Source organism: Mesorhizobium huakuii (assembly GCF_014189455.1).
In the GTDB taxonomy this organism is placed as follows: domain Bacteria; phylum Pseudomonadota; class Alphaproteobacteria; order Rhizobiales; family Rhizobiaceae; genus Mesorhizobium; species Mesorhizobium huakuii_A.
In genome coordinates this window covers 76,928-89,454 of sequence record NZ_CP050298.1, presented here as the reverse complement: position 1 = coordinate 89,454, position 12,527 = coordinate 76,928, and the positions used below count along the sequence as shown (strand labels likewise).

Here is a 12,527-nt window from a genome sequence, read left to right as displayed (position 1 = left end):
TAACCCTTGACCCCAAGAAGCCCATGTGAGGCCAGGTACGGGGTGACGACAAGAACTGTGCGTGGCTGTACGACATTTGAGAACGTATAGCGAACAAGGCTTGTCGCAGGCATTACCGAGGCCTCCCGCGCCTTTCGTCTCGAGATGCCTCTGCGAGTTTTTTGCGCACTGAGAGCCGAACTGGTCGCCCGCCGGTGTGTGCTGCCGCTTCGCGCAGTTTGGCGCGAGGTGTCAACTTATGGGTATCGCCGGTGGCTTGCTCTGCCTCACCCCGATCTATCACAGGTGGTTTGACGATCTGGGGAATGCCAAGAGGCTGCTTCGATCCGACCCCCTCATGCGGCGTGGTCGGCAGAGGGTCACGCTTATGCTTGTCCGGCTTGGCTGCGAGTCGTGGCGACTTGATTTCGGCCCCTGTGTCTCGAACCTTTTGCGTCGTGTCAGATTTCCTGGCTCGCCGCTGCTCAGTGTTGGCCTTTGGCATCGCGCTCCGACCCTGTGCGATGGCTGTCGAAGGGCCTGGTACATCCAGTTCAATACCGAACAGGGCGGCCATATCGTCGTCGGCGAGGACACGCTCGTTTGTTGTTGCCTCGGTCATTGACGGATCGACGCCGATGGCGATGAGTTCATTGCGATCGACGCCTCGCAGTGTGAAAAGTGCATCCGGATTGGCATCGAACCTTGCCCCGATGCCATAAGCCACGGCCGCGACATGCTTGCACATCTCGGCCCAATCTGGGCAAGTGCAAGCCAATTTGATTTCCTGGGGGCCAGGGAACAGGCCATCGCCCTCCCGGCAAACGCGTTCCATCACCTTTTTCGCCAATTTGCCTTGCAACAGTTCGACGATCGAGCCAATCGAGCCGGTGCAATCGGCGCAAATCGCACTCCAGCGCGGCGGGGTGGCCGGGGCAATGTCAATGCGCACCTTGTAAATCTGCGAACCGCTGACCAGAGCCTCAACGCTGCCCTCGGCGATGGAAAGATCCACGACCGAACCGTTCCTGACATAGGTGCGCCCGCGGGGCAAACGATTGGAAAAATCGGAATAGCGCTCAAGGTTGTCGCACCAAGCTTTGCCCCAGAAACTTGCCGCAATGCGCCGACCCTCGATGACAACGGGCGAAACCGTCTGCCCTTTTTTCAACAGGAGCTTGACCTGCTTTGCCGCATCGGCACGCCGTTGTGCGACCGAAACGTAAGGCTTGTAACCCCAATAGCTCATACTGGCTCCATCATCGCGCTGGAGAGATCAAGCCGAACAAGATTAAGCAGTTCACGGTTCCCCATTTTGGTGAGGTTGACCTCACCACCACCGCCCAGCAACTGCGTGGCCATATGCTGCTTCGCTTCGATCATCTCATCGATCCGCTCTTCTATGGTGCCACGGCAGACGAACTTATGCACCAGTACGTTGCGCTTCTGCCCAATCCGAAAAGCGCGATCAGTTGCCTGATTCTCGACCGCAGGATTCCACCAACGATCAAAGTGTACAACATGCGAGGCCGCTGTCAGCGTCAAACCCGATCCGCCAGCCTTGAGCGACAGGACGAAAAACGGAATATGCTCGTCCTCCTGAAACCGGGCCACCAGATCCTTGCGCTTGGCCACCGCCGTCGCACCACTGAGCGCCAGGCCCGGTCGGCCAAACACCCCGGTCAACAGCATGGACAACGGCTCGATAATCTCGGTAAACTGGGTGAACACCAGCATCTTTTCCTGACGGCTCGCAACGGTCGTCGCGATGTCAGCAAGCCGCTCGAATTTACCGCTGTCGCCATGTGCCCAATCTGAGCCCCCTCCATGGGCAGTATGGTTGCAGATTTGCTTGAGCCGCATCAGCGTCGAAAGAACCAGACCGCGCCTGCTCATATCGTCGCCGGATTCCTCAAGCAGGCGCTCGAAATTGTCGACCGTGTTCTGATAGAGCGCCGCCTGTTTCCGGCTGAGCGAGCACCAGGCTTTCACCTCGGTCTTATCGGGGAGATCAGCGATGACGCGGCGGTCGGTTTTCATCCGCCGCAAGATATAGGGCGCGACGAGCCTGCGTAGGGGGCGTAGTTCGGTGGCTGCTGCGCCGCGAGTTGCTTGGCAAAGCCGCGAAAGGCACGCGCGGTCCCCAGCAAGCCAGGGTTGAGAAAGTCAAAAATCGACCACAGATCGCCCAGAGTGTTTTCAACCGGTGTGCCGGTGAGCGCAATTCGTCCCTCCGCGCGCAGGGCCTTGACGGCGCGCGTCTGCTTGGTTGCGACGTTCTTGATCGCCTGCGCCTCGTCGATAACCACCAGATGCCAATGCGTCTGCGCCAGCCAGCCCTGTCGCAACAACGAGGCATAGGAGGTAACCACCAGATCAGATTGGCTGAGAAACGTGTCCGGTGCCGACAGTTCATCGCGCGACACGAATGCGGGATGCGCGATGAACACCCGCAACGAGGGTGCAAAGCGATCGGCTTCTGCGGCCCAGTTGGCCAGCAGCGAGGCCGGGGCCACGATCAGGATCGGGGGCAAGCCAGGCGCGTTTGCGCGCATCGCCAGCGCGAGCGCCAGCACCTGCACTGTCTTCCCCAAGCCCATATCATCGGCAAGACAGGCGCCGAGCCCGAGGCGCGTGAGAAACGACAGCCACTGCACGCCCACTTGCTGGTATGGACGCAGGTTCGCCCGCAACGCATCGCCCGGCAAGGCGTTGTCCAGCGTTTCCGGGTTTCGGCAAGCGGCAAGCGCCTCTGCGAACCACGGCCCTGCCCGCACCTGCCCCCATTGCGCAGCGAACGCGGCAGCATCGTCGCGTTCGTCGCCAATCCCGGCGCCGGCAAGCAGTCGCATCGCCTGTCCGAACGATATGCCTTCCTCGTTGGCGAGCCGTTCGATTTCCCCGTAGCGATCCAGGGCGGCCGCCAACCGGTCGCGATCGAGTTCGATCCATTTGCCGCGCAACAGCGCCAGTCCGTCCGCTGCTGACAGAAGCTGTTCGATTTCCGCAGCGCTCAACGCCTCGCCATCGAGCACGACCTCGATCGAGAAATCCATCAGTTGCTCGGTCCCCACTCTTGAAGGCTCGCTGGCGCCGACAACTGCCTCGACCATCGGGCGGGCAGGGCGCTGGTTCGGCCACGATGCCGGCATCCGCACGATGATCCCCGCTTGCTCCAGCGCGGTCAAATCCGACAGCATCTGCATCGCCTCGCCAGGCGTCCAGCGCAGGGGATGGAAGATCTCGCCCGAATCGACGATGGCCTTGAGCCACCCGCAGCGTTCGCTTGCCCGACTGACCGGTTCCAGCAGCTTCAGCAGTTGGCCTTTGGCGCCAGTTCCGGCAAATTCGCGCAGCGCGCCGCCAAGGGGTGCGTGGCGCAATGCGTTTTGCGCACCGAGGCCCGGCACATACGTTGCGAGAAACGCAAACGGCCGCTCGGCATCCTTGCGGTTTTCGGCGAGATTGAAATGCACGCGTCCAACATGCCGCCAGCGACTGTCGTGACGCTCGAGATAGGCCGAGAGGTCAAGCCCGCTGGCTGCCAGATCGGCTTCAAGGGCAGCCCTGAGCGATGCCCATAGGTCAGCAAGCACTGTGGCATCAAGATATTCGCCACCACGCATCGGTGGCGCTTCATCGACAAGGCCGTTGAGGTCGTCGGTGCCAGGGCAAACCACTCCACCAGTTTCCGCATGGCAGCGCGCCGCGATGAAGCGGCAGGCAAAGTTTTGCCAGAACGCGAAGTCAGGTGACAAAGGCGTATCGGTGACAAGGCCCAACGTGAGAAGCCCGAAGCCCGCCCCGTGATGAAAGGCATCCTTGATGTGCGCCGCGACAGTAGCATCGAGAACGAATCCCTCGTCTGCTTCTTCCAAACGCAACGCGCCATGCGGAGAGAGCGCCGAGACAAGACCCGTTTGCGCTGGATCGGTGGGCTCATTTGCCCCGGTTTCTTCTCCCCGTTGAATGCCATGGCCATATTCGCTCGTGTGCACCCCCTGCGAAAAGGCTGGCCTTGGTCCGGCTTGAATTTTGGGCGTTCTGCTCACGCCGCCTCCACGATTTTCTCTTTGGTGGCATGACGGAGCGGACGGAATGTGCCCTCGGGGCGGCCTTCCCCATTCCAATCATAGATGCCGGTAAGGTTGATGTGCTCCCATATCTGCGGGGAGATGTGGCGGATGATTTCATCCGGCAGATCGTGCCCTTCTGCCCGCAGGCTTTCAACGACTTGCGAGAGGTAGACCGTGTTCCACAAGATGATAGCGCTGACCACGGCGTTGGTGCGCGGATATGAAATCGAACGCATTTCGATCATTAATGTAGTTGGTTATGCCTGCGTGACTTGACGCCGGATAGACTCCGGGCGTGCCCATGCCAGCATGCGGTTGAGAACGATGCAACCGATGGCAACCTCGGTCTGTTGAGCCGGAAGAGAGCGTGCTCGCAGGCGCCGTCCGATCAGCCCCTTGTATCGTCCGATGGCTGTTTCGCTCAGCGCCCGCTTGCCGTAGCCGGTGGCTGCCTGCCATTTCAGCCGACCGTCGCTTGCGATTGCGGCAATGTGCTTGTCCCTTTGACCAGGCGGTCCGGCATCACCGCTTTCCACCGCCGTGGAACGCGGTGGAATGACGATGTTCGCGGTTGCGCTGTGCTGCAGGATAGACCGATAGGTTGGCTTGCCGTCATAGGCTCCGTCGGCTGTGAACTGGTCGATCTCGCCGTCGATCTGATCGAGCAGCGGTGCCACCTGGGAAGGATCATCCGTGTCCTGATCTGTCAGCCTTTGGGCAATGATCGCGCCACTTTTGGCATCCACTGCCAGATGCAGCTTGCGCCAGTTGCGACGTGATCTGGCGCCATGTTTCTGCTCCAGCCATTGCCCGGCGCCGTAGACTTTCAATCCCGTGCTATCGACAAGCACATGCAGCGGGCCGTCCGGCAGCGGCGGGTTTCGTCGGGCTGATGGCTCCCACTTCTGTGCCCGACGGCTCAGCGTCGTATGATCTGGAACTGGGACTTTCAGCCCCATGAGATCCAGCAGCGAGTGGAGCAATCCCTCGGTCTGGCGCAGCCGCATTGCGAAGACGCAACCCAGCGTCAGCGCTGTCTCAATGGCGAGATCGGAATACCGGGCTTGGCCGCCGCGGGTCTTGCGTCGCGGAGCGCGCCATCCCGCCAGTGCCTCCGGCGTTACCCATAAGGTCAGGCTACCACGCCGGCGCAGACCTGCTTCGTAGTCACGCCAATTCGTCACCCTGAATGTCATCTTTCCGACGTGATGACGACGATCTGCGTTGTGTTTGTACGGCATGGCTCTCGCATCAAGCTGATTTCGATCCTGCCTGCCTATCGCCAAACCGTTGACAAAGGATCCATGCACCAACGCTCAGCCACGGCATAGTCTGCCGCTTCAAAGAGCGCCATCCGCTTAAGTCCGGATCCATTGCAGCAAAACCCTGTCATTTACCAACGTTTTCTATCCGCTCAGGAGCGCGGCGCCGGCCGCACTCCCATTTCCTTGAGCAACCGGCCCGCGCCGTCGATCTTGTCCATGGTCCAGATCATGAAGCGACTGTCGACATGGATGCTGCGATTGCGGTCCGCGTCGGGGGCCCAGTCCGAGATCACGCCCTCGAGCGTGCCGTCGAACACGAGACCCACGAACTCGCCACGCCCGTTCAGCGTCGCCGAGCCACTGTTGCCGTTGGTGATGTCAACCGTGGACATGAAGTCGACCGGCAACGTGCCCAGCGCCGGCGCGACATATGGGCCATAGTCCTTGGCCCGAATCGCGGCAACCACGGCATCCGGCGCATCGAACTCGCCCCTGCCAGTGTGCTTGGCCAGAAGTCCCTCGGCCGTGGTGAAGGGCGTCCAGATCTGCCCATCGCGCGTTCGCCCTGCCACCTTGCCCCAAGTGATGCGCAGCGATCCATTCGCGTCGGGATACACTGGCTGGCCGATTGCCTGCCGATAGACACGCAGACCCTGCATATAGGTCGCGCGGGGCGCCTGCGTACGGCCGGCGCGGTCCTTCTTCGCGACCTCCGCAGCTATGTCGCCGGGATAGAGCGCGACCGCCAGCTTGATGAAAGGATCATCCGACGCCTCGAAGGCAGTAGCCGGCTTACCGAGCCAGCCGAGCCGCGTGGCCGTGTCGGCGAGTTTGGTGTCCGCATAGAGTCGGTCAAGGCCGATTTGGTCCAGAGCGGTCTCGAACGCAGTATCGCGATCCTTTGCGTCCAGCCGACGATATTCATCGAGCGCGGCCTCGAAGAGCTTGCGATCGATGTCGGGCAGATAACGGAGTTCTATCTGCGTCAGTTGATCGACGGTCTCGTTACGGTCACGATCCTGAAAGCCGCTTTCACGGTCTTCATCGGGCTTCTCGTGCTCCTTCGCCCAGCGATAGAGAGTGCGCGCGGATGAGAGGATTTGCGCGCGGTCCAGCAGCGCCTGCCGCAGCCCCTTGAGTGAGGCCCGGCTATTCTCGGCCACCATGGCGTCCAGTTCGCGGATTGCTGTGTCATAGCGCGCCTGCCGCGCGGGATCGTCAGCGACCCAGTCGCGATAAGCTTTCTCCTCGTTGGCCTTGCGAGCATCGAGCCCAATCGCATCGGCGCCGGCGAGATCGCCCGCTAGTTTCTTCTCGTAGTTTTCCGCGCCTTGCAGGATGGCGGCGTAGCGGATCTGCGCGTCACGATTGCCTGCCGTGGCTCGCTTGATCTGGGCGGCATAGTCCGACAACAAACGCTGCAGCAGCGGTTCGTAGTCCGCGAAGTTGAACTGGACTTCGCCAGCGGTGCGCAACCGATTGGTCGTCCCCGGAAAGCCGGCGACCATCACGAAATCGCCTTCTTGAACACCTTCATGGGCGATGCGCAGCCAGCTCTTCGGCCGGTAGGGCACATTGTCGCGCGCATAAGGCCGGGAGGAACCATCAGGAGCGACATAGGCGCGATAAAAGCCGAAGTCGCCTGTGTGGCGCGGCCACATCCAATTGTCCGTTTCGCCGCCGAAGTTACCGATGCCGAGCGCGGGCGCATAGGCGAGGCGCACGTCCTGAATTTCGAGCTTCTGCTCGAGATAGTAGGAGTCGCCGCCATAATAGCCCTCCACGTCGCAGCGGCGATTGGGCTGTGCTTCACATGCAGCGATGAGCGCCTTGCGGTTCGTGTCGAGCCGCTCATAGCGGGCAAAGCCGTTCAGCTTGTCCGAAACGCCCTTGAGCATGTCGGCGGTCACATCCCGCATATCCTCGATCACATAGATGCGGCTGCCAGGCGCCGCGGGCAATTCTTCACCCAGGCTCTTCGCCAGAAAGCCGTTTGTGAGATAGTCCTGTCCCTCCTTGCTGTTGTACTGGATAGATCCGAACACGCAGTGATGATTGGTTGCGACCAGCCCTTGTGGACTGACGAAGGAGGCGGAGCATCCGCCCAGTGATACGATCGCGTTGAGCGGGCCAGTGTCCAGACGGCGCAACAGGGCGGGATCGATCTGGAGCCCATCCGCGCGCATGGCCGCGCCCACGTCCGCAATCTGGCCCGGCATCCACATACCTTCGTGCGCCGACGTAGCGCTGACCTTCCAGAGCAAGGCGATGGCAGTTGCTTGGGCCAAACATTTCAAATTCGAGTTCATGCTGATCTCGCTCTCATCCTGCTTACTGTTCTACGCAGACCGGATCGATGACTATCGGGATGGTCGGCGTCCGCCCGCGCGGCTGGCACTCCGTCACGACTGAGTGGACCGTTGACGCTCACCTCTCATCGTATCGGTGGCGTGCATGCTTGCGGATCATCCGCAGCACCAACCGTGCCAAAGGAATAAAACCTTCAATTACAACGTGGTGAGCCGCCCCATCTGTGTCCGATCTCCCGCATCGTCGTAAACCCGACAGAATTAAATGGAAAACGACACCTGCGTAACGCCGCCATGCAAATCTGGAACAAATCGCGTGTGTCGCCGCGGCACGACAGCCGTCCCCGCCAGCTATCGCTGCATCAAGCCGCTGATAATTTTACAGTGCCCGCACTCCTCCTCGTGCGCCAACGGTCAGTCTGGTGTCGCGAATTGAGGCGCGCTAAAGCCGTCCGGCTCAGCCGATCATGGCGCTTCGGTTGCCGGGTTCGAGGTCGTGGCCTCTGCCGCTGCGCGATTCTAGCATTTGCGCCTTGGAGAGCTCTGCTTCAGCCTCGGCGAGAGATGGCTCGGCTGCGGTTCTCTGCCGCAGAAGGTCCGATTGCGAACTCTTGAGGTTGTCACGACGCAGGCGGGCGGCCTTGGCGAACGTCGGGTAAGCGAAATGATTGATATCGGAGATGCCAGCCTTCGTTTCCTCGGCGTTGATCTGGAAGTCCAGTTCTCGCGCCATGCGTTCGAAATCGGCAATCATCATGTCTAGCTGCTGCAGCTGTCGCCGCTTCTCATTCACCTGAAATTGCTTAAGTCGGACCAGATTACCTCGTGGCTTCATGACTCGGTACTCCCGTACACATTTCGTCCGATCAAACCGCTCTCCTCCCAGCCCCTTAACGTTAGGCCTACAGCGACTCTCACGGTTTCCGCTGCGACAGGAAACATATTGTCCAAAATCCTTGGCCGATGGCTATGAGTTCAATGGCATCGACAAGCATGCGGGCGAGGGACTTAAGGGGCGGTAAAAAAGGTGAAATAGGGCGATGTCACGCTGTCTGCATATGAACCCGTTGAGACCTGGCGGCCGCTGATGTCAGCAGACCATGGCCACGGCTTTCCATTTCGCCATGGGCCGCGTCTCTCTGCAGCGCGATCAAACCGGCATAGGTGTCCACAAAATTCCGAAGCGGGGATTCGTTCTCGGGGACTTTGCGACAGCCGTTTGTGCGCTCTTCCAGGAGCTTGCGACAAAACCGGCATCAGTGCCTCAATCGGTTTTGCACCAGTTCCCGGGCGCCATCCACCACATAGACGCCGCAATCATAGCTGTTGCGCTGCTGCGCCATGCCGGGTTGCTCCACGCGGCCTTCGTGAGATGCGTACGAAGCAACAGCGGTTAGCAGGTATTCAGTGCCCACTCGCTTTTAACAACGCTAGACTAGCACTACTTTGGCAGATTTTTAGTTCTGGGAGCGTTTTGAGGGGATGTCACATTAACTCAGTAAAGAGTTCGCCCTGAAAAACTCTTGGATCCCTTGCGTTGCAGGGATTCCCATCGGGTGTGAAGTATTGGAGAATGCCGGAAACCACCTTCGATCCCGTCGTTTCCCGGTGTTTTTGCAATGCTTCCAGCCCGTCCGTCGTCCGGTAAGAATGATTTGTTCCGCGAGCGCCTCGATGCCATCATCAATCCGCGCCATCCGCTGGTCCGGTTGTCGGCATTGATGCCGTGGTCGCGCTTTGACGAAGCGTTTGGCGGGTTTTATCGCCCGGTCGGCAGGCCGGCCAAGCCGACGCGGCTGATGGTCGGTCTGCATTACCTCAAGCACGTCCACGACCTGTCCGACGAAGAAGTGGTGGAGCGTTGGGTTGAGAACCCGTACTGGCAATTGTTCTGCGGCTTCGAGTTCTTCCAGCACGAGCCGCCGATCGATGCCAGCACGATGACGCGCTGGCGCAAGCGGATCGGGTCCGAGGGGCTGGAGGAAATGCTGAAGGCAAACGTCGACGTCGCACTCGATACGGGGACTGCGAAGCCCGGTTCGCTGGAGCGGATCACCGTCGACACGACGGTGCAGCCGAAGGCGATCGCCCACCCCACCGACAGCCGGCTCTACCTCAAGGCAATCCAGATCCTGGTGCGTCAGGCCAAGCGGTGCGGCATCGAGCTCAGGCAGAGCCACACGCGGCTGGCCAAGGCAGCGGCAGTGCGGGCAGGTCGCTATGCGCATGCCCGGCAGTTCCGCCGGATGCGTCGCGAACTCAAGCGCCTTCGCACCTATCTCGGCCGGGTGTTCCGCGACGTCGGCCGCAAGATCGCCGGCAATGCCGGACTCGAGGCCAGATTTGCCCGGTTGCTCGGGCTCGTCGAGCGGCTCTTGGCGCAGAAGCCGAAGGACAGGAACAAGATCTACTCCCTGCACGCGCCCGAGGTGGTCTGCCTCTCGAAGGGCAAAGCCCGCAACCCTTACGAAGTCGGCTGCAAGGTCGGGATCGCGGCAACCAATCGCGAGGGCCTCGTGCTGGCGGCCAAGGCGTTCGAGGGTAATCCGTATGATGGCCACACGCTTGCAGCAACGGTCGATCAGGCGGTGGAGATCGGCGGCGTCGATCCGGACCGCATCTACGTCGACAAGGGCTATCGCGGCCACGACTATGCCGGCTCGGGATCGGTGATGATCGCCGGCCGCAAGCGTGGCCTGACGGCCACCATGCGTCGGGAACTGAAACGACGATCGGCCATCGAGGCCACCATCGGTCACATGAAGACCGACGGCCGACTGGACCGCAACTTCCTACTCGGCCATGATGGCGATGCGATCAATGCGCTGCTCGTCGCCGCAGGCCACAATCTGCGCCTGATCCTCACGGTTCTCGCTCTTTGGCTTGCCTGGTGCCTGCAAGCACTCCAGCCGAAAACGGCGAAATCGGATGCTTTCACCCGTCTTCACGCGTTCGGAATATCAACGCCTTAGCCGTTATTCAGGGCCGACCCATTAAATTACCGGGTAAAGGCGTCGCAAAACACAACAATGCCGGGATCGCTCTCCGCTACGGGAAAAGCATAAATGCGTCGAAATTGTAAAGGGCGCGCGCCACCATTTATCATAATATTAACACATCAAATTATTTGTACGATCATATACTGTGCTACAGTCCAGATGTCCTTTTGCACTTTTCAAACGGAAGATGCGTGTTGCATTGCCGCCTTAGTGGCACACGGTAGAGAAGATACCGGTTAGCGAACGAAAACTAGGTGCTGGCTTGCCCACGGCAAAAGGAGCCCTCGTGCAATGCAAAAAAGAGCATGCGCACCTCAGAGAGATCGTCGACCTGAAGGACAACGAAATGACCAAGACCGAAGATCACGACGTCGAAACCATCCACTTCCCGGCATTAGACCTTGCCAAAGCCGTCGACCAGATGCGTGTAGTCGCCGAAAAGGCGGGCGAGCTGTCGACAGGAGTTCTTGTCAGATTCGCGTCCAGTGCTGAGGACGCCCAGAAAATGCTCGAATCCATCTTCGAAAACACAAAAACGGTCGGTGCCGAACTGTCGCTGAAGACGATCGCTGCATTGCGGGCCAATGCCGAGGCAGACCTCTCGCATCTACAGGCGTTGGTTGGCGCCAAGTTGCCGTCCCAAGTTATCGCGCTGCAGTCGAGCTTCTGGCGCAAGCGGGTCGAAATGTATGTGGAGCAGGCCAAGGAATTCCAGGCCCTCAGTGTACCAAGGGAGTGGCCGCCGTCACCAAGCCGATCAAGGACGCCTTGGACAGGGCGCTGACCGACGCCAAGGCGGCATGATCGTCCCGGAAACCAGATGGGTGGTCCCCTTGGCATCGGTCGAGGGCTCTATCCGGAGCGCGGTATCTTCAGGACCGGACCACGCAACATACATCACGGCGCCGTAAAGTTAACCGACGGCTGATGAAGATGTGCGTACATGGGGCATGTCAGAAGTTGCTCGTGATCCGCTCTATCGTCGCCACCGCTTTCCCGCCGAGATCATTGCGCACGCGGTATGGCTCTACTTTCGCTTTCCGCTCAGCCTGCGCATGGTTGAGGACATGCTGGCGGCCCGCGGCATTATCGTCACGCATCAGACCATTCGAAGCTGGGCGGAGAAATTCGGACGGCATTTCGCCCGGGAGATCACGCGACGGTCAGCCAGCTGCCTGGGCGACAAATGGCATCTCGACGAATGTGTGGTGGCCATCAATGGCAAGAAGCAGTGGCTCTGGCGTGCCGTCGATCAGGACGGCTTCGTCCTCGAAGTGCTGGTGCAAAGCCGCCGAAATGCCAAGGCCGGCAAAGCGTCTGATGCGCAAGTTGCTGAAGGCTCAAGGGCAGACAGCACGGGTCATGAGCACCGACAAGCACCGGTCCTATGATGCCGCCAGGCGCGACCTCATGCCCGGTGTCGAACACCGGTCGCACAAAGGCCTCAATAATCGAGCGGAAAATTCGCACCAGCCGACCCGACAACGGGAAAGGACCGTGAAACGCTTCAAGTCGGCACGCCAGCTTCAGCGGTTCGTTTCCATCCGTGATCCGATTGCCAACCTGTTCCACCTTCCCCGCAATACGCTGTCATCGGCTCAACATCGAGACCTGCGTAACGCCGCCATGCAAATCTGGAACAAAATCGCGTGTGTCGCCGCAGCGTGACAGTCGTCCCGGCCAGCTATCGCTGCATCAATCCGCTGATAACTTTACTGTGCCTTCGAAAGTCATGGCTACGCTACAAAGGCTACTGCGGTTGCCGCTTCCCTAAACCCAGATCAATAAACGATCCGTGCACCATGTGTAGACGCCCGTTTGGCAAGAGGAATCTTTAGTTGGCATTGCGCGTTGTCGGGTGCTGACATGTGTCCGGCCTGTGATGCGGCTTTCACACAT

Annotated in this window: 10 protein-coding genes and 1 pseudogene; 3 read left to right on the top strand and 8 right to left on the bottom strand. The window is 60.0% G+C overall.

Annotated elements, in window-relative coordinates:
* Nucleotides 1-112: 112 nt before the first annotated feature.
* From HB778_RS36730 to HB778_RS43655, 8 genes are all read right to left on the bottom strand, one after another.
* The gene (locus HB778_RS36730) at nt 113-1,228 is read right to left on the bottom strand and encodes a hypothetical protein (protein WP_183454887.1); all 1,116 of its coding nucleotides are present in this window, start codon (nt 1,226-1,228) and stop codon (nt 113-115) included.
* A complete protein-coding gene (locus tag HB778_RS42960) occupies nt 1,225-2,019 on the bottom strand; it encodes a DEAD/DEAH box helicase (RefSeq protein WP_280515981.1) in 795 nt (264 codons plus the stop codon). The genes HB778_RS36730 and HB778_RS42960 overlap by 4 nt, the downstream gene beginning before the upstream one ends.
* The gene (locus tag HB778_RS42955; RefSeq protein ID WP_280515980.1) at nt 2,016-4,031 is read right to left on the bottom strand and encodes a DEAD/DEAH box helicase; all 2,016 of its coding nucleotides are present in this window, start codon (nt 4,029-4,031) and stop codon (nt 2,016-2,018) included. Before HB778_RS42955 ends, HB778_RS42960 begins: the two co-directional genes overlap by 4 nt.
* Nucleotides 4,028-4,300, bottom strand: a complete 273-nt coding sequence (locus HB778_RS36720; protein ID WP_183454888.1) for a Tn3 family transposase — start codon at nt 4,298-4,300, stop codon at nt 4,028-4,030. Before HB778_RS36720 ends, HB778_RS42955 begins: the two co-directional genes overlap by 4 nt.
* A 12-nt stretch (nt 4,301-4,312) precedes the next feature.
* Entirely contained in the window at nt 4,313-5,296 is a 984-nt protein-coding gene (locus tag HB778_RS36715; protein ID WP_183454929.1) for an IS5 family transposase, read from the bottom strand.
* Nucleotides 5,297-5,469: 173 nt separating this feature from the next.
* A complete protein-coding gene (locus HB778_RS36710) occupies nt 5,470-7,584 on the bottom strand; it encodes a S46 family peptidase (RefSeq protein ID WP_244662112.1) in 2,115 nt (704 codons plus the stop codon).
* A 502-nt stretch (nt 7,585-8,086) separates the two neighbouring features.
* On the bottom strand, nt 8,087-8,464 hold the full coding sequence (locus tag HB778_RS36705) for a flagellar export protein FliJ (RefSeq protein ID WP_183454891.1): 378 nt from the start codon (nt 8,462-8,464) through the stop codon (nt 8,087-8,089).
* Nucleotides 8,465-8,885: 421 nt separating this feature from the next.
* Entirely contained in the window at nt 8,886-8,972 is an 87-nt protein-coding gene (locus tag HB778_RS43655) for a Ulp1 family isopeptidase (protein ID WP_432421289.1), read from the bottom strand.
* A gap of 276 nt (nt 8,973-9,248) precedes the next feature.
* Here HB778_RS43655 and HB778_RS36695 point away from each other — a divergent pair, with 276 nt between their 5' ends.
* The 3 genes and pseudogenes from HB778_RS36695 (at nt 9,249) to HB778_RS36685 (ending at nt 12,296) form a co-directional block, all read left to right on the top strand.
* Entirely contained in the window at nt 9,249-10,601 is a 1,353-nt protein-coding gene (locus tag HB778_RS36695) for an IS5 family transposase (RefSeq protein WP_183454951.1), read from the top strand.
* Nucleotides 10,602-10,974: 373 nt separating this feature from the next.
* Nucleotides 10,975-11,412: a phasin family protein gene (locus tag HB778_RS36690; RefSeq protein WP_244662111.1), complete on the top strand. Its 438-nt coding sequence runs from the start codon at nt 10,975-10,977 to the stop codon at nt 11,410-11,412.
* Between the two features lie 166 nt (nt 11,413-11,578).
* A pseudogene (locus HB778_RS36685) lies at nt 11,579-12,296 on the top strand (IS6 family transposase).
* Nucleotides 12,297-12,527 lie beyond the last annotated feature (231 nt).